The sequence below is a fragment of the Burkholderia seminalis genome (genome assembly GCF_001718535.1).
Classification (GTDB): Bacteria; Pseudomonadota; Gammaproteobacteria; order Burkholderiales; family Burkholderiaceae; genus Burkholderia; species Burkholderia seminalis.
The window spans coordinates 275157-296681 of record NZ_CP013398.1 but is presented as its reverse complement, the minus strand read 5'-3'; the positions used below and the strand labels follow the sequence as shown (position 1 = coordinate 296681).

The 21525-nt window shown below is 67.1% G+C and carries 17 protein-coding genes; 13 read left to right on the top strand and 4 right to left on the bottom strand.

What is annotated here, in order from left to right; genetic code table 11:
• The first annotated feature begins 66 nt into the window (after window positions 1-66).
• From WJ12_RS01270 to WJ12_RS01260, 3 genes are all read left to right on the top strand, one after another.
• Window positions 67-891 carry a DUF1835 domain-containing protein gene (locus WJ12_RS01270; RefSeq protein WP_049030972.1) on the top strand — a complete coding sequence of 275 codons (825 nt, stop codon included), beginning with the start codon at window positions 67-69 and terminating at the stop codon, window positions 889-891.
• 16 nt (window positions 892-907) lie between these two features.
• Entirely contained in the window at window positions 908-1513 is a 606-nt protein-coding gene (locus WJ12_RS01265; RefSeq protein ID WP_006482923.1) for a TetR/AcrR family transcriptional regulator, read from the top strand.
• Window positions 1514-1748: 235 nt separating this feature from the next.
• A complete protein-coding gene (locus WJ12_RS01260; RefSeq protein WP_059559326.1) occupies window positions 1749-2396 on the top strand; it encodes a GNAT family N-acetyltransferase in 648 nt (215 codons plus the stop codon).
• Window positions 2397-2451: 55 nt separating this feature from the next.
• On the opposite strand, the gene WJ12_RS01255 is transcribed toward WJ12_RS01260, so the two are convergent.
• Complete coding sequence (locus WJ12_RS01255; RefSeq protein ID WP_034188021.1) at window positions 2452-2976, bottom strand: Lrp/AsnC family transcriptional regulator; 525 nt, start codon at window positions 2974-2976, stop codon at window positions 2452-2454.
• Between the two features lie 214 nt (window positions 2977-3190).
• Here WJ12_RS01255 and hppD point away from each other — a divergent pair, with 214 nt between their 5' ends.
• Window positions 3191-4288 (top strand): 4-hydroxyphenylpyruvate dioxygenase, encoded by a 1098-nt coding sequence (gene hppD / locus WJ12_RS01250; protein ID WP_034188022.1) that lies wholly within the window; start codon window positions 3191-3193, stop codon window positions 4286-4288.
• A 132-nt stretch (window positions 4289-4420) separates the two neighbouring features.
• On the opposite strand, the gene WJ12_RS01245 is transcribed toward hppD, so the two are convergent.
• The gene (locus tag WJ12_RS01245) at window positions 4421-4615 is read right to left on the bottom strand and encodes a hypothetical protein (protein ID WP_069245525.1); all 195 of its coding nucleotides are present in this window, start codon (window positions 4613-4615) and stop codon (window positions 4421-4423) included.
• A gap of 341 nt (window positions 4616-4956) precedes the next feature.
• Here WJ12_RS01245 and WJ12_RS01240 point away from each other — a divergent pair, with 341 nt between their 5' ends.
• Window positions 4957-8547 (top strand): indolepyruvate ferredoxin oxidoreductase family protein, encoded by a 3591-nt coding sequence (locus WJ12_RS01240; RefSeq protein WP_069245524.1) that lies wholly within the window; start codon window positions 4957-4959, stop codon window positions 8545-8547.
• Between the two features lie 146 nt (window positions 8548-8693).
• Here WJ12_RS01240 and WJ12_RS01235 read toward each other — a convergent pair whose 3' ends face one another.
• Complete coding sequence (locus WJ12_RS01235; RefSeq protein WP_034188025.1) at window positions 8694-10964, bottom strand: NADP-dependent malic enzyme; 2271 nt, start codon at window positions 10962-10964, stop codon at window positions 8694-8696.
• A gap of 460 nt (window positions 10965-11424) precedes the next feature.
• On the opposite strand from WJ12_RS01235, the gene WJ12_RS01230 reads away from it, so the two are divergent.
• The 7 genes from WJ12_RS01230 (at window position 11425) to WJ12_RS01200 (ending at window position 18948) form a co-directional block, all read left to right on the top strand.
• Window positions 11425-12111: an orotate phosphoribosyltransferase gene (locus WJ12_RS01230; RefSeq protein ID WP_006482887.1), complete on the top strand. Its 687-nt coding sequence runs from the start codon at window positions 11425-11427 to the stop codon at window positions 12109-12111.
• A 240-nt stretch (window positions 12112-12351) separates the two neighbouring features.
• The gene (locus WJ12_RS01225; protein ID WP_059559332.1) at window positions 12352-12948 is read left to right on the top strand and encodes a YbhB/YbcL family Raf kinase inhibitor-like protein; all 597 of its coding nucleotides are present in this window, start codon (window positions 12352-12354) and stop codon (window positions 12946-12948) included.
• A 216-nt stretch (window positions 12949-13164) separates the two neighbouring features.
• A complete protein-coding gene (locus WJ12_RS01220; RefSeq protein ID WP_059559335.1) occupies window positions 13165-13737 on the top strand; it encodes a flavodoxin family protein in 573 nt (190 codons plus the stop codon).
• A gap of 155 nt (window positions 13738-13892) precedes the next feature.
• On the top strand, window positions 13893-14843 hold the full coding sequence (gene argC, locus WJ12_RS01215) for an N-acetyl-gamma-glutamyl-phosphate reductase (RefSeq protein ID WP_034188028.1): 951 nt from the start codon (window positions 13893-13895) through the stop codon (window positions 14841-14843).
• Window positions 14844-15277: 434 nt separating this feature from the next.
• Window positions 15278-16714, top strand: coding sequence for a DUF2957 domain-containing protein (locus WJ12_RS01210; RefSeq protein ID WP_034188029.1), 1437 nt, complete (start codon window positions 15278-15280; stop codon window positions 16712-16714).
• A gap of 140 nt (window positions 16715-16854) precedes the next feature.
• A complete protein-coding gene (locus WJ12_RS01205; protein WP_034188030.1) occupies window positions 16855-18096 on the top strand; it encodes a DUF2957 domain-containing protein in 1242 nt (413 codons plus the stop codon).
• Window positions 18097-18114: 18 nt separating this feature from the next.
• Window positions 18115-18948 (top strand): OmpW/AlkL family protein, encoded by an 834-nt coding sequence (locus WJ12_RS01200; protein ID WP_034188031.1) that lies wholly within the window; start codon window positions 18115-18117, stop codon window positions 18946-18948.
• 184 nt (window positions 18949-19132) lie between these two features.
• Here the strand turns inward: WJ12_RS01200 and WJ12_RS01195 are convergent, their stop codons facing one another.
• Window positions 19133-20062: a LysR family transcriptional regulator gene (locus tag WJ12_RS01195; RefSeq protein ID WP_069245523.1), complete on the bottom strand. Its 930-nt coding sequence runs from the start codon at window positions 20060-20062 to the stop codon at window positions 19133-19135.
• 97 nt (window positions 20063-20159) lie between these two features.
• Between WJ12_RS01195 and WJ12_RS01190 the strand changes: the two genes are divergently transcribed.
• Window positions 20160-21443 carry an MFS transporter gene (locus tag WJ12_RS01190; RefSeq protein ID WP_059559338.1) on the top strand — a complete coding sequence of 428 codons (1284 nt, stop codon included), beginning with the start codon at window positions 20160-20162 and terminating at the stop codon, window positions 21441-21443.
• Window positions 21444-21525 lie beyond the last annotated feature (82 nt).

Genomic DNA, 21525 nt, shown 5'->3' with positions numbered 1-21525 from the left:
CCGCCGGCCGGCTGGACATCACAACGTCCGCCCGGCCGGCGGTTTTCTTTTGTTGACGACAGGCCGATGAGTACCATTCATGTGATTCAGGGCGGCACCGCCGCCGCGTCGCTGCGCGAGGCACTCGCGCAAGCCGGGCGCGACGAGCACGTCGTCGGTTTGCTCGACGATCTCGGCGTCGGACCGCTCAAGGGCGCCGACGAGACGCCCGACACGCGCGCCGCCTTCTGGCACGACGTGCTCGGCGACCAGATCCCCGACTGGAACGCGGAAATCGAGGGCGAATTCGCGCGTCTCGACCAACTCGCGATGGACACGGGCCAGGTGGTCGTATGGCACGCGCCGAGCGTCGGCGACAAGCTGCTGCTGCGCCGCGTCGCCTACCACCTGCGCAACGTGCCGCAGCGCCTGAACGAGGTACGGCTGTCGGCCGCCGATTTCGACCCGGCGCAGCGCAGGGCGCTGTCGCGCACCGACCAGGCATGCTCGACCGGGATGTTCTCGCCCGCGGAACTGGCGCGCAAACGCCCGGCGGCCGCGCCGGTCTCGGTGCTGCGCATCGGCCGCCTCGCACTCGAATGGCAGGAGGCGAAACACCTGAACGCCGAACTGCGCTACTGGGTCAGCAACACGATCAAGAGCGGCTACTATGCCGATCTCGACGCGCTGATCGTCTCGCACGCCGAAACCGACTGGCTGCCCGCGCGGCGCCTCGTCGGCAGCATCATGGCCGCCGCCGACCGCGGCGGGCTGTTCGTCAGCGATTCGATCGCCTGGTGGCGCTGCCGCGCACTGGCGGCAGCCGGCCGGCTCGAGTTGCAGGACGACGCGCCCGACGCCCTCTCTTCCACGCAGGTGCGCGCGGCCCGCGCGGCTTTCGCGCACCGCTAATCTTCCCCATTCGACCATGGCCCGTACCCGAGCGCCCGACCACGAATCCCAGCGCGAACAGATCCTCGATCTGGCCGCCGAGAAATTCGCGCAGACGAGCTATCCGAGCACGTCGATGTCCGATCTCGCGACCGCGAGCGGCACGTCGAAGGCACGCCTCTATCACTATTACGAGAGCAAGGAAGCGATCCTGTTCGACCTGCTCGACCGCTATACCAAACGGCTGATGTTGATCATCGCCGAGGTCGAAGGCGCGAGCCAGCGGCGCGGCCTGAGCGAACGCGACGCGTTCGCCGAGCTCGTGCGCGCGTTCCTCGCCGAATACGAGACGTCGCACAGCCGGCACGTCGCGCTGCTCAACGACGTGAAGTATCTCGAGGACGCGCAGCGCGAAATCGTGCTCGACCGCCAGCGCGACATCGTCGCGGCATTCACGCGGCAGCTCGCCCGCGCGTACCCGGACCGCATCTCGAAGGAAAACCAGACATCGGTGACGATGATGGTGTTCGGAATGATCAACTGGACGTTCACGTGGCTGAAGCCGGGCGGCCGCCTCGGCTATCGCGACTTCGCGGAGCAGGTGATCGACCTGATCGAACGCGGGCTGTCGACGGCGGCCTGATTGCCGCGCAGCAGCATGCGTTGCGTGACGGGTACACTGCGATCGCCCGTCGCGCGTTTCATATGATGAATTTTAAATCCGTTAAAAATCAAATAGATAGCAAATGAACTAAGCGGGTTTAGAATTTCTCCTCGGCACAAACAACGTCAAATACGGGTTTTCCCCAACCCCTGTCGGGTAAAATGCTGTTGCATTGCACAACCCGCTTGTGCAGCCACACACTGAGGAACCCACGATGAACACGCAATTCAACGGCCCCGCCGCAGTCGCCGGCACGGTCGGCAGTGCGCCGGTTCTCGTCAGGGAACTGGCTTCCAAAGACCGTGAGCAGATGCTCACCCACTTTCTCTCGCTCGGCGAAGAGGACCGCCTGCTGCGCTTCGGCCAGATGGTGCCCGACCACGTGATCGAGAACTATGTCCGCACGATCGACTTCGGTCGCGACACCGTGTTCGGCGTGTTCGACCACGACCTCGAACTGATCGGCGTCGGCCACCTGGCCTACCTGCCGGCCGAGGGCGACAAGCGCACGGCCGAATTCGGCGTGTCGGTGCTCGAAAGCGCACGCGGCCGCGGCGTCGGCTCGAAGCTGTTCGAGCGCGCGGCGATCCGCAGCCGCAATACGCACGTGACCATGCTGTACATGCATTGCCTGTCGCGTAACGCGACGATGATGCACATCGCGAAGAAGTCCGGGATGCGGATCGAGTACGCGTACGGCGAAGCCGATGCGTACCTGTCGCTGCCGCCGGCCGACCACTCGACGATCATCGCCGAGATGCTGCAGGAACAGGCCGCGGTGTTCGACTACGCGATGAAGCGCCAGGCGCGCCGCACGACGAAGTTCATCGAATCGCTGATGCCCGCCGCACTGACGGCCTGACATCGGCCAGCCGGGTGCGCCAGCGGCGCGCCCGGTTCCCGCCCTTTCCTCCACACTAGCGCACCGAGCGAATCGGCAACGCCGTCGTCTCCTTGAAGCATTCGAGCGAAAAGCTCGTCTTCACGTCGATCACCGACGGGTGATGCAGCAAGTGCTCCTGCACGAAGCGGGAGAAATGCGCCATGTCCTCCACCTGCACGCGCAGCAGGTAATCCATGTCCCCCGTCATCGCGTGGCACGCGACCACTTCCGGCCAGGTCTGCACGGCCGCGCGGAACAGCTCCGCATGGGTCGCGCCCGCGCGCGCCGACGTCTCGTCGACCCGCATCGGCGCCAGGCCGCCGCGCTTCTCGAGCCGCACGCTCACGTACGCGAGCAGGTCGAGCCCGAGCTTCTGCGGGTTCAGCAGCGCGACATAACCGGTGATCACGCCGATCTCCTCGAGCCGCCGGATCCGCCGCAGGCACGGGCTCGGCGACAGGTTCACGCGCTCGGCGATCTCCTGGTTCGACAGGCGCCCGTTCTCCTGAAGAATCGCGAGAATCCGCCGGTCGATGGCATCCAGTTCGGCTTGCGCCATCTTCTGCCCTCCAATGATTGTTTCAAGGCTGGAAATTGCGTCATCGTAGGGGGCGGCGATTAAGTTCGCAAGTTTCCGCTCGTGCCCGCCCGCTACACTCTGTCGCATGTATCGATTCGCCGCGCACGCCCGGGCATGTGCGGCCGTCGACATCGAACCAGGCCAGGCAGGCGGACGTCGCCCCGGGCCGACCGCCCCGCACAGGAGACACGACATGCAGATCCCCAACTGGGACAACCCCGTCGGCACCGACGGCTTCGAATTCATCGAATACACGGCGCCGGACCCGAAAGCGCTCGGACAACTGTTCGAGCGGATGGGTTTCACCGCGATCGCACGCCACCGCCACAAGGACGTGACGGTGTACCGCCAGGGCGACATCAACTTCATCATCAACGCCGAACCCGACTCGTTCGCGCAACGCTTCGCGCGCCTGCACGGCCCGTCGATCTGCGCGATCGCATTCCGCGTGCAGGACGCCGCGAAGGCGTACCAGCGCGCGCTCGACCTCGGCGCGTGGGGCTTCGACAACAAGACGGGCCCGATGGAGCTGAACATCCCGGCGATCAAGGGCATCGGCGATTCGCTGATCTATTTCGTCGACCGCTGGCGCGGCAAGAACGGCGCGCAGCCGGGCGCGATCGGCGACATCAGCATCTATGACGTCGACTTCGAGCCGATCGCCGGCGCGAACCCGAACCCGGTCGGCCACGGCCTGACGTACATCGACCACCTGACGCACAACGTGCACCGCGGCCGCATGCAGGAATGGGCCGAGTTCTACGAGCGCCTGTTCAACTTCCGCGAAGTGCGTTACTTCGACATCGAAGGCAAGGTGACGGGCGTGAAGTCGAAGGCGATGACGTCGCCGTGCGGCAAGATCCGCATCCCGATCAACGAGGAAGGCTCGGAAACGGCCGGCCAGATCCAGGAATACCTGGACGCGTACCACGGCGAAGGGATCCAGCACATCGCGCTCGGCGCGAGCGACATCTACCAGGCGGTCGACGGCCTGCGCAGCAAGGAAGTGAAACTGCTCGACACGATCGACACGTATTACGAGCTGGTCGACCGCCGCGTGCCGAACCACGGCGAATCGCTGGACGAACTGAAGAAGCGCAAGATCCTGATCGACGGCGCGCGCGACGACCTGCTGCTGCAGATCTTCACCGAGAACCAGATCGGGCCGATCTTCTTCGAGATCATCCAGCGCAAGGGCAACCAGGGCTTCGGCGAAGGCAACTTCAAGGCGCTGTTCGAGTCGATCGAACTCGACCAGATCCGCCGCGGCGTCGTGCAGGACAAGGCCTGACGCACTCGGCAAGCGGCGGCCTCGGGCAACCGGGCCGGCCGCACGATCCGGCGGCGCAAAGAAAAAGGGCGGGAATCCGAGGATTCCCGCCCTTCTCTCATTCCGGTGCGGCCTGCCGGCCGCGCGACCGGATCAACGCGCGTTCGCCTTCGACTCGACGGCGCGCTCGGCCGACGGCTGCGCGGCGGCGTCCTGGGCCGGCGCGATCTGACGCATCTGCGCGCCGGCTGCCGCCAGTGCGCTCGCGCCTTGCGCGCGCACCGGGCCGGTCATCGCGAAAAACGCGGCGGACACGATCAGGAAACTCTGGATATGACGTGTGTTCATTGCACCTCCTGTAAAACTGCCGGCGCCTCCCCGATTGCGTCGAAACGAGCCCACGCGACCGGGCACCTCCGGCAGGCCGACAAGATTAACGGCATTTGCTCGCAGATGGACGCGGCTTTACATGCTTTTACATGATGTAACGCATCATCACGCCCCTTTTTTCGGTGCGCCGCCGCCATTCCACCTGCCTTCCAACCGCATTCGAACCGATGGGCGGCGGGTTTGCCCCAGTGCTACCATCGCTTAAAACCGGCGAACATGCCGGCCACTGCCGACGCATCCAAAAGATGCCGACGCAACCGAAGTTTTGGTGATCCCAGACCGGGTGGAGGAGACAGTTAATGAATGCCCCGCTAGACGCAGACCAACGCGCGTCGCTAGAAGCCGCGCTGAAGTCCGTCACGCTTGACGACAAATACACACTCGAGCGCGGTCGCGCGTACATGAGCGGCATCCAGGCCCTCGTGCGCCTGCCGATGCTCCAGCAGGAACGCGACCGCGCCGCCGGTCTCAATACGGCCGGCTTCATCTCCGGCTACCGCGGCTCGCCGCTCGGCGGCCTCGATCTGTCGCTCTGGAAAGCCAAGCAGCATCTGGCGGCCCACCAGATCGTCTTCCAGCCCGGCCTCAACGAAGATCTCGCCGCCACCGCCGTATGGGGCTCGCAGCAGGTGAACCTGTACTCCGGCGCGAAGCACGACGGCGTGTTCGGCATGTGGTACGGCAAGGGCCCGGGCGTCGACCGCACCGGCGACGTCTTCAAGCACGCGAACTCGGCCGGCTCGTCGCAGCACGGCGGCGTGCTGGTGCTCGCCGGCGACGACCACGCGGCGAAATCGTCGACGCTCGCGCACCAGTCCGAACACATCTTCAAGGCGTGCGGCCTGCCCGTGCTGTTCCCGTCCAACGTGCAGGAATATCTCGATTTCGGCCTGCACGGCTGGGCGATGAGCCGCTACTCGGGCCTGTGGGTCGCGCTCAAGTGCGTGACGGACGTCGTCGAATCGTCGGCGTCGGTCGACATCGACCCGCATCGCACCGAGATCGTGCTGCCGACCGATTTCATCCTGCCGGAAGGCGGGCTGAACATCCGCTGGCCCGACCCGCCGCTCGTGCAGGAAGCGCGGCTGCTCGACTACAAGTGGTATGCCGCGCTCGCTTATGTGCGCGCGAACAAGCTCGACCGGATCGAGATCGATTCGCCGAACGCGCGCTTCGGGATCATGACGGGCGGCAAGGCGTATCTCGACGTGCGCCAGGCGCTGACCGATCTCGGCCTCGACGACGACACCTGCGCGCGGATCGGCATCCGGCTCTACAAGGTCGGCTGCGTATGGCCGCTCGAAGCACAGGGCGCGCAGGCGTTCGCGCGCGGCCTCGACGAAATCCTGGTCGTCGAGGAAAAGCGCCAGATTCTCGAATACGCGATCAAGGAAGAGCTGTACAACTGGCCGGACGGCCAGCGCCCGCGCGTGTTCGGCAAGTTCGACGAGAAGGACGGCGCCGGCGGCGAATGGTCGGTGCCGATGGGCAACTGGCTGCTGCCAGCGCACTACGAACTGTCGCCGGCGATCATCGCGAAGGCGATCGCGACGCGCCTCGATAAGTTCGAGCTGCCGTCCGACGTGCGCGCGCGCATCGCCGCGCGGCTCGCGGTGATCAACGCGAAGGAAATGGCGCTCGCGAAGCCGCATGTGCAGACCGAGCGCAAGCCGTGGTTCTGCTCGGGCTGCCCGCACAACACGTCGACCAACGTGCCGGAAGGCTCGCGGGCGATCGCCGGCATCGGCTGCCACTACATGACCGTATGGATGGACCGCAGCACGAGCACCTTCAGCCAGATGGGCGGCGAAGGCGTGCCGTGGATCGGCCAGGCGCCGTTCACGGACGAGAAGCACGTGTTCGCGAACCTCGGCGACGGCACCTACTTCCACTCGGGCCTGCTGGCCGTGCGCGCGGCGATTTCGTCGAAGGCGAACATCACCTACAAGATCCTCTACAACGACGCCGTCGCGATGACGGGCGGCCAGCCGGTCGACGGCGTGCTGACGGTGCCGCAGATCACGCACCAGCTCGCGTCCGAAGGCGCGAAGAAGATCGTGATCGTGACCGACGAGCCGGAGAAGTACGACAGCCAGAAGGCGCTGCTCGCGCCGGGCGTGACGGTCCATCACCGCGACCAGCTCGACGACGTGCAGCGCGAGCTGCGCGAGATCGAGGGTACGACGATCCTGATCTACGACCAGACCTGCGCGACCGAGAAGCGCCGTCGCCGCAAGCGCGGCACGTATCCGGATCCGGCCAAACGCGTCGTGATCAACGACGCGGTGTGCGAAGGCTGCGGCGACTGCTCGGTGCAGTCGAACTGCCTGTCGGTCGAGCCGCTGGAAACCGAATTCGGCACGAAGCGCCAGATCAACCAGTCGAGCTGCAACAAGGATTTCTCGTGCGTGAAGGGCTTCTGCCCGAGCTTCGTCACGGTCGAGGGCGGCCAGTTGAAGAAGCCGAAGGCGGTTTCGGTCGACGGCAACGCGCTGCCGCCGATCCCGGAACCGACGCTGCCCGAGATCGACCGTGCGTACGGCGTGCTCGTGACGGGCGTCGGCGGCACGGGCGTCGTCACGATCGGCGCGCTGCTCGGGATGGCCGCGCATCTGGAAAACAAGGGCGTGACCGTGCTCGACGTCACCGGCCTCGCGCAGAAGGGCGGTGCCGTGATGAGCCACGTGCAGATCTCGCACGCGCCGACCGACATCCATGCGACGCGGATCGCGATGGGCGAAGCCGACCTCGTGATCGGCTGCGACGCGATCGTCACGGCCGGCGACGAGTGCACGTCGCGGATGCGGCACGACACGACGCGCGTGGTCGTCAACAGCGCGCAGACGCCGACCGCCGAGTTCATCAAGAACCCGAACTGGGCATTCCCGGGGCTGTCCGCGGAGAACGACATCCGCGCGGCGGCAGGCGCCGCGGTCGACTTCATCGACGCGAACCGCTTCGCGGTCGCGCTGCTCGGCGACGCGATCTACACGAACCCGTTCGTGCTCGGCTACGCGTGGCAGAAAGGCTGGCTGCCGCTCACGCTCGCGTCGCTCGAACGTGCGATCGAGTTGAATGCGGTGTCGGTCGAGAAGAACCGTGCGGCATTCGACTGGGGCCGCCGCGCCGCGTACGACCTCGCCAGCGTGAAGCAGGCCGCGGCCGGCGATGCACGTCCCGCGCAAGGCGCCACGGTGATCGCGCTGCACACGAAGAAGGCGGTCGACGCGTTGATCGCGAAGCGTGTGGAATTCCTCACCGCGTACCAGGATGCCGCGTACGCCTCGCGTTATGCGGCCTTCGTCGACAAGGTGCGCGCCGCCGAACGCGCGCTGGCGGACGGCGACACGGTGCAGGAGCAACTGACCGAAGCGGTCGCGCGCAACCTGTTCAAGCTGATGGCGTACAAGGACGAATACGAGGTCGCGCGACTGCAGTCCGACCCCGCGTTCCTCGCGCGCCTGAGCGCGCAGTTCGAAGGCGACTGGAAGCTGAAATTCCACCTCGCGCCGCCGCTGTTCGCGAAGACGGATGCTCACGGCCATCTCGTGAAGAAGGCGTACGGCCCGTGGATGATGTCGGCGTTCCGGCTGCTCGCGAAAGCGAAGTTCCTGCGCGGCACGGGGCTCGATCCGTTCGGCCGCAGCGAGGAGCGCCGCACCGAGCGCGCGCTGATCGGCGAGTACGAAGCGCTGATCGGCGAGGTGCTCGGCAAACTGAACGCGGCCAACCGCCCGCTCGCGCTCGAGCTCGCGGCGCTGCCGGACGGCATTCGCGGCTACGGCCACGTGAAGGAGAACAACCTGCGCGCGGTACGCCGGAAGTGGGACACGCTGCTGACGAAGTGGCGTTCGCCGGCAGGCGGCCAGTCTCACCAGCAGGTCGCGTAACGGGACGCGGCGGGCGAGGCGTTCGCGCTCGGGACGCCCCGCCCGCCCCGCCGTTGCGGTTCATGCGAAAAAAACGCCACGGAACGCTGGTTCCGTGGCGTTTTTCATTGCGCCGCGCATCGAGCGCGGCACACGCGGGCGCGGACTTACTTCGTGTTCACGTTCGCGGCGGCAACGGCCGTCATGTTGATGATCCGGCGCACGGTCGCGGCCGGCGTCAGGATGTGGACCGGCTTCGCCGCGCCGAGCAGGAACGGGCCGACCGTCACGCCTTCGCCGCCGACCATCTTCAGCAGGTTGTACGCGATGTTCGCCGCCTCGACGTTCGGCATGATCAGCAGGTTCGCTTCGCCCGATAGCGTCGTGCCCGGGAACGCCTGCTTGCGGATCACTTCCGACAGTGCCGCGTCGCCGTGCATTTCACCGTCGACTTCCAGGTTCGGTGCGCGTTCGACGATCAGCTTGCGGGCCTCGCCCATCCGGCGCGACGACGCCGACGGCGCGCTGCCGAAGTTCGAGTTCGACAGCAGCGCGGCCTTCGGCGCGATGCCGAAGCGCTCGATCTCGGCCGCGGCCTGGATCGTCATGTCGGCCAGCTGTTCGGCGCTCGGCAGCTCGTTCACGTACGTGTCGCACACGAACAGGTTGCGGCCCGGCAGCATCAGCAGGTTCATCGCGGCGAAGTGCTCGGCGCCCTTCGCGCGGCCCAGCACCTGCTCGATGAACTTCAGGTGGCTGTGGAACGTGTCGATCATCCCGCAGATCATCCCGTCCGCGTCGCCCAGGTGCACGAGCATCGTGCCGATCAGCGTGTTGAACTTGCGCATCGCGGCCTTCGCGACTTCCGGCGTCACGCCGTCGCGCGCGCCGATCTCCTGATACGCCTGCCAGTAGCGGTGGTAGCGCGCATCGTCTTCCGGATCGACGATTTCGAAATCGACGCCGGCCTTCAGCTTCGAGCCGATCTTCTGCAGGCGCATGTCGACGACCGACGGACGGCCGACGATGATCGGCCTGGCGATCTTTTCCTGCAGCACGAACTGCGCGGCGCGCAGCACGCGCTCGTCCTCGCCCTCGGCAAACACGATGCGGGCCTGCTTCTGCTTCGCGGTCGCGAACACCGGGCGCATCACCATGCCGGTGCGATAGACGGTCGCGCCGAGTTGCTCGCGGTACGCGTCCATGTCCTGGATCGGGCGCGTGGCGACACCCGAATCCATCGCGGCTTGCGCGACGGCCGGCGCGATCTTGATGATCAGGCGCGGGTCGAACGGCTTCGGGATCAGGTAGTCCGGCCCGAATTCGAGCGAGTGGCCTTCGTACGCCTTCGCGACTTCCTCGCTCTGGTCGGTTTCTTGCGCCAGCTCGGCGATCGCGCGCACGCACGCGAGCTTCATTTCTTCCGTGATCGTCGTCGCGCCGACGTCGAGCGCGCCGCGGAAGATGAACGGGAAGCACAGCACGTTGTTGACCTGGTTCGGGTAGTCCGAACGGCCGGTCGCGACGATCGCGTCCGGGCGCACGGCCTTCGCGTCTTCCGGGCGGATTTCCGGTTCCGGATTCGCGAGCGCCAGGATCAGCGGGCGCTCGCCCATCGTCTTGACCATGTCCTGCTTCAGCACGCCCGCGCTCGAGCAGCCGAGGAACACGTCCGCGCCGACGATCGCGTCGGCAAGCGTGCGCGCGTCGGTGGTGGCCGCGTAGCGCTGCTTCGACGGGTCGAGGTTGCCGCGCCCTTCGTAGATCACGCCCTTCGAATCGGCGACCAGGATGTTCGACTTCGTCAGGCCGAGGTTCACCAGCAGGTCCAGGCACGCGATGGCCGCGGCGCCGGCACCCGAGCACACGAGCTTCACGTCGGACAGCTTCTTGCCGACGACCTTCAGGCCGTTCAGGATCGCGGCCGACGCGATGATCGCGGTGCCGTGCTGGTCATCGTGGAAGACGGGGATCTTCATGCGCTCGCGCAGCTTCTGCTCGATGTAGAAGCATTCCGGCGCCTTGATGTCCTCGAGGTTGATGCCGCCGAGCGTCGGCTCGAGCATCGCGATCGCCTCGACGAGCTTGTCGGGGTCGGACTCCGACAGCTCGATGTCGAACACGTCGATGCCCGCGAATTTCTTGAAGAGGCAGCCCTTGCCTTCCATCACCGGTTTCGCGGCGAGCGGGCCGATGTTGCCGAGGCCGAGCACGGCCGTGCCGTTCGTGATCACGCCGACCAGGTTGCCGCGCGACGTGTACTTCTGCGCGTCGAGCGGATCGGCGTGGATCGCCTCGCACGCGGCGGCGACGCCCGGCGAATACGCGAGCGACAGATCGAGCTGGTTCGACAGCGGCTTGGTGGGGGTGACCGAAATCTTGCCGGGTTTCGGATTCAGGTGATAAGCGAGAGCGGCCTGCTTCAGTTGTTCGTCCATGATTGACCTGCGAGAGACATGCGAAATATTGACGGCTCAGTACACAGCACCTTCGGCCGCGTCTGCTTGAATCGAGGGGGTGGTCGACTGCGAGACGGCACGCGACGCGCCGGGTCGGCACGCCATCGAACCTTGGCGGGTGGCAAGAGGAAAGTACAAAGTACTGAACGATTTCTAAGGGTCGCCTAGTGTACACCCCCTAAATGACGCCCGTTGGTGCAGCGCCGCATCCCGGGCATCGGCACCGGGTCGGTCGCGCCCCGTTTGTTTCGCCGGTGGTGAGGGGCCACGCGAACCTGCGCGAATTCCGCCGAAAACCGGCCTGAATCGGGTAAAATAGCCGGCTACGCGCGCAGCGATGCGATTGGTCCTCCGATCGCGCCCCGGCCCCCTGGGCAGGTTCCCCTTGCTGCGCCACCGGGCCCGCGCCCGCTCCTCGCTCATCACCCAAGGAATGCCCATGACAGGCTACGATCGTCAGTCGATCTCGGATACGACCGCCAAAATCCTGCTCGAAGTGCAGGCGGTGCACTTCAACGCCGAAAAACCGTTCATCTTCACGTCCGGCTGGGCAAGCCCCGTCTATATCGACTGCCGCAAGCTGATCTCGTACCCGCGCGTGCGCCGAGCGCTGATGGAAATGGCGGAAACGACGATCACGCGCGACATCGGCTTCGAGCAGATCGACGCGGTGGCGGGCGGCGAGACGGCCGGCATCCCGTTCGCGGCCTGGATCGCGGACCGGATGATGGTGCCGATGCAGTACGTGCGCAAGAAGCCGAAGGGTTTCGGCCGCAACGCGCAGATCGAAGGCCATCTGGAAGAAGGCTCGCGCGTGCTGCTGGTGGAAGACCTGACGACCGACAGCCGCAGCAAGATCAACTTCGTCAACGCGCTGCGCACCGCGGGCGCGACGGTGAACCACTGCTTCGTGCTGTTCCACTACAACATCTTCAAGGAAAGCGTGTCGGTCCTGAAGGATATCGACGTCGACCTGCACGCGCTGGCGACGTGGTGGGACGTGCTGCGCGTCGCGAAGGCCTCCGGCTACTTCGAAACGAAGACGCTCGACGAAGTCGAGAAATTCCTGCACGCGCCGGCCGAGTGGTCGGCGGCGCACGGCGGCGCGACGGCCCCGAAGGAATGACGCCGCGCCGGCCTGCATGCCGGCGTCCTGGCCGAAAAAACCGCCCGCCCGATCGCGGGCGGTTTTTTTTCGTCCGCCGATCCGCACGATGACCGGGCGCAATCGCGGGCTGCGGCGTGCGTCGTTCATCGAACCCTAATGCTAGACTTGAACCATCGCCGCCATCAGCTGCGCGGGCAACACACAACGCCAACAACGCCGGGAGCATCGGGCCGGCCCACGTGACGGGAGAAGCGCCATATGCGTGTGGATCGCCGGACCACTCCGCCTGCGCCATCGGGTCACCCGTCTCCGTCCATCCGCTTCGTCCTGCTCTGCGCCGCCGTGTTCGCGGCGCTGCCCGCACACGCGGAAAGCCCGTTCACCGTGACGAGCGACGACCTGACGCCCGGCGGGCGCGTGCGCGCCGCGAACGTATTCGACCGCGGCGACTGCAAGGGCGCGAACCGCTCGCCGCAGCTCGCATGGCACAACCCGCCGCCCGGCACGCGCGGCTATGCGGTCACGATCTTCGATCCCGATGCGCCCGGCCACGGCTGGTGGCACTGGGCCGTCGCGGGCATCCCGGCCACCGTCACGAGCCTGCCGGCCGACGCGAGCGCATCCGGCTTCCTGCGGCGCATCGGCGCGAGCGAGGCGCGCAACGACTTCGGCAGCGACGGCTACGGCGGCCCGTGCCCGCCGCCCGGCAAGCCGCACCGCTACGTGATCACCGTCTACGCGCTGAAAGGCACCGACCTGCGCGTGTCGCAGGGCCGCCCCGCGCCGATGTTCGAGCACGAGATCGGCACGCTGGCGATCGGCACCGCGCAATTCACGGTCACTTACGGCCAGTAGCGGCGCCATGCGCCGCCAGACGGCGCCGCCGCGATGGCCGTCCGCCGCGAATTTCAGTGCGCCGCGCGCGCACGTTGTCTCGTCATTTCGGCTTGCTAGACTCGTCGTCACCGGCCGCGGCAATTCCTGCCGCGCGACCGTCGCGCCGCCGGCAGGCGGCGCGTGACGCGGCGAGCCTGCGGTCCGCCGTTCCCGTCCCTTTCCGGAGAACGCTTCATGTCGAACATCGTCATCGTCTATCACAGCGGCTACGGTCACACGCAGAAACTGGCCGAGGCCGTGCATGCCGGCGCGCAGGACGCCGGCGCGAACGTGCGCCTGATCGCCGTCGGCGACCTCGACGACGCGGGCTGGGCCGCCCTCGACGCGGCCGACGCGATCATCTTCGGCTCGCCGACCTACATGGGCGGCCCGTCGGCGCAGTTCAAGCAATTCGCCGATGCCACGTCGAAAGCATGGTTCACGCAGAAGTGGAAGGACAAGGTCGCCGCGGGCTTCACGAACTCCGCGACGATGAACGGCGACAAGTTCTCGACGATTCAATATTTCGTCACGCTGGCGATGCAGCACGGGATGGTATGGGTCGGCACGAGCCTGATGCCGGCCAACTCGAAGGCGGCCACGCGCAACGACATCAACTACCTCGGCGGCTCCACGGGCCTGCTCGCGCAATCGCCGGCCGACGCGACGCCCGACGAAGGCCCGCTGCCGGGCGACCTCGAGACCGGCAAGGCATTCGGCCGGCGCGTGGCCGAAGCGACCGCACGCTGGGACGCCGGCGCCCGCTGAACACGCCCCTGACGCCCGCACCGGCGGGCGTCGCAAAGGGACACAAGACGGCCGGCGGCCGTCTTTTTTCGCCCCGCGCGGCGCAGACCCGCCGGATCACGTCTTAAAATGGCGGTTTCCGGGCGCGGGCCCGCGTTTCATCCAGTGAGAGCGAAATGAGCACCAAAGTTTTTGTCGACGGCCAGGAAGGCACGACCGGCCTCAAGATCTTCGAATACCTGTCGGCACGCAACGACATCGAGATCCTGCGTATCGATGAAGCGAAGCGCAAGGACGTCGACGAGCGCCGCCGCCTGATCAACGCGTCGGACGTCACGTTCCTGTGCCTGCCGGACGTCGCGTCGCGCGAATCGGCCTCGCTCGTCGAGAACCCGAACACGACGCTGATCGACGCGAGCACCGCATTCCGCACGAGCGCCGACTGGGCCTACGGCCTGCCCGAGCTGACCCGCGCGCAGCGCGAGAAGATTCGGACGTCGAAGCGCATCGCCGTGCCCGGCTGCCACGCCTCGGCGTTCGTGCTCGCGATGCGCCCGCTCGTCGACGCAGGGATCGTCGCGCCAACGTTCGCCGCGCACAGCTACTCGATCACCGGCTACAGCGGCGGCGGCAAGTCGATGATCGCCGAATACGAAAGCGCGGCGCCCGGCGGCAAGCTCGCGAGCCCGCGCCCGTATGCGCTCGGCCTCACGCACAAGCACCTGCCGGAAATGGCCGCGCACACGGGCCTCGCGAACGCACCGATCTTCACGCCGATCGTCGGCCCGTTCCTGAAGGGGCTCGCGGTGACGACCTACTTCACGCCCGAGCAGCTCGCGAAGCGCGCCACGCCGCAGGACGTGCAGCGTGTGTTCGCCGAGTACTACGCGGACGAAGCGTTCGTGCGCGTCGCACCGTTCGATGCGGACGCGAACCTCGACGGCGGCTTCTTCGACGTACAGGCGAACAACGATACGAACCGTGTCGACCTGTTCGTGTTCGGCAATGCCGAGCGCTTCGTCACGGTCGCGCGCCTCGACAACCTCGGCAAGGGCGCGTCGGGCGCCGCGATCCAGTGCATGAACCTGAACATCGGCGCGGCCGAGGACGCAGGTCTCAAACGCTGATTCAGCATCGCATGCAATGCAAAGCCGGCCAGTGGCCGGCTTTTTATTTATCCATATCAGGCAATAAATAAAAAATCCCTGATCGCGCATTTACAAATATTTACAAGCTTTCCATTGCGCGATTACCGGCGAATTAAATCCCCCGATCCTGCTCCAGTCAATCCCGAATAGGGATAAACCGGATACCGTCGCTTTAAACGCTGCCGTTATCCGCAGGAAGGCGCGCCGAGAGCGTGCCGGGCGTCGCGCATCCCCCACTCAGGAAGCTTTTCTCGGCCTGCCGCACGTTTAAATTCTTACCGAATGCCATGTCAGGCAAGGACTCAAAACACGATTCCCGTTTCAATCGCCTTTTTTAGACGGGTTCATCAATTGACAGCAAAAACCCAGGCAGCGACATTAGCTCGCACAATTAAACGATTGGAGACAGCGGCATGTCGCACGCCTTATCGAAGGGGGTGGCAACGGCCTTTGCCATCGCCCCTTTCCTGGTTGCATGTGGTGGAGGGGACTCCGGTGGCGCGCTCGCGCCGATCAACGCGCCCCAATGTTCCGGATCGAGTTGCGGCACGCAAGGGCCGCCGCCGTCGCAGCCCATCAACGGCGCGCTGTGCCCGGCCAACGCCGACATCGTGAAGAGCACGTATCTCGGCGGCGCCGGTAGCGGCGAGATCGTCAGCGTCAACATCGACGCGGTCGCGATGACGTACACGCTCAAGTGGCTCGAATCGCCGATTCCGCTGAAGACGGGCACCGTCACGCCGAGCCGCGTCGGCACGACCATCACCGGCAAGGTCATCCACCCGCCGACCGGCACGCTGCCGACCGCCGAGCAGACGCGTTGCGCATTCGTCCTCACGCCGGGCACGGGCCCCGCGCCGGACGGCTCGACCTATTCGACGGCCGCCGACTTCAACCAGGCGAACCCGCCGATGCTGCTGGTCGGCATGGGCGTCGCGGGCGGCGGCATTCCGGGCGCGACGATCCAGTACGACGGACTGACGATCGCCGTCGGCCCGATCGTGGTGGCAAAGGACGTCGGCAAGGTGCCCAACCGTCATTTCGACTTCTATCCGTTCCTCGGCTTCGCGAACACGACGACCGACCTGTCGAAGCTGCCGGGCACGTACAACGCGCTGATCTACCACCTCGTGCCGTCGGGCGACTACGCGACGAAGGGCACGAATTCGAGCGAGACGTTCGATGCGAACGGCGCGTGCACGTCGAGCGGCTCGGGCGGCTGCCAGACGACCGGCGACCCGTGGAAGACGAGCGCGAACGGCGGCTACTTCGACAGCACGAAGGCGCCGCAGACGCTGCCGCAGACGCAATTGCCGATCGTCGGCGCGACCGGCAAGTCGGCGACCGCGCACATGGTGATCGGCCAGCTCAACGGCGCGACGGTGCCGGTGATCGTGCGCACGGGCAACGTGAACCTCGGCACGCCGCCGCTGCACGTCGACGCGCAGGTCGACGACGAATCGGGCATCGCGGTGCTCGGTGCGGCGACGGCGATCCAGTCGGGCACGATCGACGGCGGCTACGCGGGCGCGGACTCGAACTTCAAGTACACGGCCGCGCTGATCCGCGGCGGCAACGCGTCGTTCATCAATCCGTCCACGCAGGTCGAGGAAGACGGTTTCACGCTCGACTACGGCCAGACGACGCCGGGCCTGCTGAACGCGACGACGACACCGAGGCCGCCGTCCGGCACGAACTACCCGTCCGCATCGGGCGTGGTGATCGCGACGGGCGGCCTGTACGCGGCACTGATCCAGGGCACGGTGAACGGCGGCGTCACGTCGACGTCGGCGAACTCGACGACTTCGTCGACACCGTACTTCGGCGTGGGCGCGCAGATCAGCAAGTAGCGAACGGGGACGCGGCGGCGGCCCGTCCGCCGTCGCGTAACGCACGACGCGCGCGGCACGGCGCGAGCAGGACGAGCACGACGAACAGAAGCGGCCGACAGGGAGCTGGCCGCCGTACAAGACAAATCTGGAGGAGCAACATGAAGCGCAACCTCATTCTGGCGGCGGCCCTTGCCGCCCCCCTTCTTTCCGCCTGCGGCGGCGGCAGCGACAACCCGCCGCCGCTCGTCGAAGACCGGCTCTGTCCCGCCACGCTCGACTACAGCACCGTGTTCACGGGCGGCGCGGGCAGCGGAGAACTCGCGAAGGTCCAGCTCGACACGACCAAGATGACCTGGCAGGTGACGTACGTCGAATCGGCCGTGCCGCGCACGACCGGCACGGTCACGCCGACCCGCGCGGGCACCGTCGACAGCGGCACGCTCACGCAGGAAACGCTGCTGCCGACCAACAAGCTGAACCAGTGCGCGTTCCGGCTGAACGGCGCGAGCCTCGACGCATCGCGCCCGGCGCGGATCTTCGTCGGCTTCGGCGTCGCGGGCGGCACGATCCCCGGCAAGGAAATCCAGTTCGACGGCGTGCTCGGCCAGGCCGCGGTGCCCGACACGAAATTCCCGTACTACCCGTTCATCGGCTTCTCGTCGATCGAGACCGACATCACGAAGGTCGCCGGCACGTACAGCCACACCGGCTTCGGCGAAGTGCCGTCGCAGAAGTTCGCGCCGGCATCGATCGACGCGAAGGTGACGATCAACGCGGACGGCTCGTGGACCAAGTGCGACTCGACCGGCCAGTTCGCCGGCGGCGCGTGCACGCAGCAGGGCTCGAACTTCGCGCTGTCCGCCGACGGCAGCGGCGCGTTCCAGTCGAACAACTACCAGAGCCAGCTGAAGCCGACGCTGTCGGCCACGCCGCAGGGCAAGGGCTTCATGATCGTCGGCAAGCTGCGCAACCAGCTCGTGCCGATCCTCGTGCGCACGGGCGTCGCGAACCCGAACCCGACGCCGGACAGCAACGGCGTGCCGGGCCTCACCGCGGACGACGAATCGAGCATCTCGATCCTCGCGCCGCAGACGGCGATCGCGGCCGGTTCGCAGAACGGCGAGTACATCGGCGTCGACAGCGAGTTCAACTACCGGACCACCGCGCTGATCAACACCCAGGCGACGCTGCTCGATCCGTTCCAGCCGTCCCAGGCGTCGCTCACGCGCGTGCTCGACCTCGACTACACGCAGAAGGTGCCGGGCACGGTCACGACGACCCACACGGGCGCAAGCAGCACGTCGCCGACCGGCAAGTTCATCTTCTCGGGTGGCGTGTTCGGTTTCCTCGACAACGCGGGATCGACGCCGTATTTCACGATCGGCGCATTCGTCCAGTAAGCGGAGGGAAAAGCCGTGATGAAGACAACCCTTCTCCGCGCGGCGGCCGGCGCCGCCGTGCTGGCGCCGCTCGCGGCGCACGCGCAGAGCGCCGGCAGCAACGTCGTCACGCTGGGCTGGTTCCACATCATGCCGCAGCAGAGCAGCACGCCGATGACGACCAACGTCGCGCCGACGCCGATCAACACGCCGTTGCGGCTGCCGCCGTCGTTCACGTCGGCGGGCACGGGGCTGCACACGAGCGGCGCCGACACCGTCGGCCTGACGGTCAGCCACTTCCTGACCGACCACATCGCGGTCACGTCGGTGGCGGGCGTGCCGCCGGTGTTCAAGGTGTCGGGCCAGGGCACGATCAAGCCGCCGGGACCTGCCGGCGCGCTCGGCACGCAGAACATCGGGCTGGCGTCGGTCAACCCGATCGTGAAGAGCGTGCGGCAGTGGAGCCCGGCGGTGATCCTGCAGTACTACTTCGGGCAGGCGACCGCGAAGTTCCGGCCGTTCCTCGGCCTCGGCGTGTCGTACAACTGGTTCAGCGACCTGCAGCTCAACACGAACTTCATCAAGCAGACGCAGGACAACCTCGGCGCGATCCTCGCGGCGGGCGCGGGCAAGCCGGGGACGACATCGGTGGAAGCGAAGGCGTCGTCGTCATGGCAGCCGGTGTTCAACGCGGGCCTGCAGTACAACATGACGGAGCACTTCGGGCTGATCGCATCGGTGACGTACATCCCGCTGAAGACGACGTCGACGGTGACGATCAAGGCGGCCGACGGTTCGGTGCTCGCGGAATCGAAATCGGACCTGAAGGCGGACCCGATCATCAGCTACGTCGGGATGACGTACAAGTTCTGACGCCGGCGCGCGCCGACGAATGGATCGCCGCGGCAAAATCGCAGGCAAAAAAAAGCCCGCCTAACCGGCGGGCTGAATCCATATCAGAGGAGACATGGAGGAGACAGGTGTCACTATATCGAATCGATTTCCGCATTGCAACATTTCCGTAGAGAAAATAAGGATTTTCCCTCGAACGCTGCCTCTAGTTCGCCATTGCCGCATCTGACCCTTCCCCGTTCTCGCGGTCAAGCACCTCGCCCAGCGCGTCGCGCAGCAGCGCGACAGGCCGCACCAGCCGGCCCGGCAGCGTGCCGTGCACGATCCACACGTTGATCCGCGTTTCCAGCCCCGCCGTTTCCACCACCCTCAATGCGTCGCGATGCGCACTGCGCGCCAGCGCATTCGGCGCGGCGATGCCGATCCCGGCGCCGCGCGCGACGAGTGAGAGCTGCAGCTCCGAGCCGAACGCCTCGACCGCGACGTCGAACGGCAGCCCGGCCGCGCCGAGCGCGCGGCTCAGCGCCGAGCGCATCCCGCAGCCGTCCTGGCTCAGCACCCACGGAAAACCCGACAGCGTGTCGAGCGACAGCGGACCGTCCGGCAGCGGAAAGTCGCGCGCGGCAACGAGCACCGTCGGCTGCGTCGCGAGCAGCGTCGCGGCGAACGCGTCGGGCAGCACCGTACTGGCCGGCACCATCACGGCCGCGACGTCGAGCGCACCGCGCTCGATGCCCTGCATCAGCGCCGGCGACCAGCCGGCCGTCACGCGCAGCGTGAGGCGCGGGAACGCGTCGCGCAGCCGGTCGATCGGCCGCTCGAGCGCGAGCTCGGACAGGAACGGCGGCACGCCGATGCGCAGCTCGCCGGACGGCTCGCTGTCCGGCGCGCCCGCCGCCATCAGTTCGTCGACCGCACCCAGCACGTTGCGCACGAGCGCGTAGACGTCGCGCCCGGTGGCGGTCGGCTTCAGCGGCTTGCTTTGCCGCTCGAGCAGCGGCACGCCGAGCAGCGTTTCGAGGTTCTGCACACGCCGCGTCAGGCCCGGCTGCGTCAGGTGGAGCTTCGCGGCCGCGGCGACCATCGACCCGCTGTCGACCACCGCCACGAACGCCAGGAGATCACGCGTATTCAAAACAAACTCGCATAATCATGTTAGACATATTTCAATTGTCGCATAAACATCGGGCACCTACGATGGGGATTCCTTCGCTCCCTCTCCCAGGCTTCCGATGAACTGCCCTGCCCACCGTTGTCCCGCCTCCGTTCCCCCGTCTGTCGCCGCGCCGCCCGCGCTGAGCACCGGGATGACGCTGTTCTTCGCCGCGACGGTCGGCGTGATCGTGATGGACCTGTTCGCCGCGCAACCGCTGACGGGCCCGATCAGCGCCGACCTGCACCTGCCGCCCGGCCTCGCCGGCCTCGTCGCGATGCTGCCGCAGCTGGGCTACGCGGCCGGGCTCGTGCTGCTCGTGCCGCTGGTCGACCTGCTCGAGAACCGCCGCCTGATCGTCGCGACGCTCGCCGCGTGTGCCGCGGCGCTCGCGCTGCCCGCGTTCACGCAATCGGGCACCGTGTTCCTGCTGGCGACGCTGGCGGCCGGCGCGGCGTCGAGCGTGATCCAGATGCTCGTGCCGATGGCCGCGTCGATGGCGCCCGAAACGCAGCGCGGCCGCGCGGTCGGCAACGTGATGAGCGGGCTGATGCTCGGCATCCTGCTGTCGCGGCCGCTCGCGAGCCTGATCGCGGGTTCGGCCGGGTGGCGCGCGTTCTACCTGCTGGCCGCGGTCGCGAATGCGGCGATCGCCGTCGTGCTCGCGCTGCGCCTGCCGGCGCGCACGCCGTCGATCACGGCCGGCTACCGCACGCTGCTCGCGTCGCTGGGGCGCCTGCTCGCCGACGAACCGGTGCTGCGCCGGCATGCGCTGTCGGCCGCGCTCGCGATGGCCGCGTTCAGCGCGTTCTGGACGGCCATCGGGCTGCGGCTCGCGCAGCCGCCGTTCGCGCTCGACCTGCACGGAATCGCGCTGTTCGCGTTCGCGGGCGCCAGCGGCGCGATCGTCACGCCGCTGGCCGGCCGCGCCGGCGACCATGGCCACGGCCCGGCCGCGCAGCGGATCGCGCACGGCACGATGCTCGCGGCGCTCGTCGTGCTGGGCATCGCCGGGGCCGGCTGGTTCGGTTTCGACACACATGCGCATCGCGGCGTCGCACTCGCGCTGCTGGCCGGCGGTGCGGCATTGCTGGACGCGGGCGTCATCGTCGACCAGACGATCGGCCGCCGCGCGATCAACCTGCTGGACCCGGCCGCACGCGGCCGCCTGAACGGGCTGTTCGTCGGCCTGTTCTTCGTCGGCGGCGCACTCGGCGCGGCGCTCGCGGGCAGCGCCTGGGCCTGGGGCGGATGGAACGCGGTGTGCGGCGTGGGGTTCGCGTTCGCCGGCACGGCCGCCGGGTTCGGTCTCGCGGCCGGGCGCGGGGCCGGCGCGGCGGCATTGACTCGCCCGCGTGCATGAGCGGCGGTGCAGCGGGCCTGAAGCGGCCCCGAAAAGCCGAACGCCCCGCCCTCATGCAAGAGACGGGGCGTTCGGCGCGCCG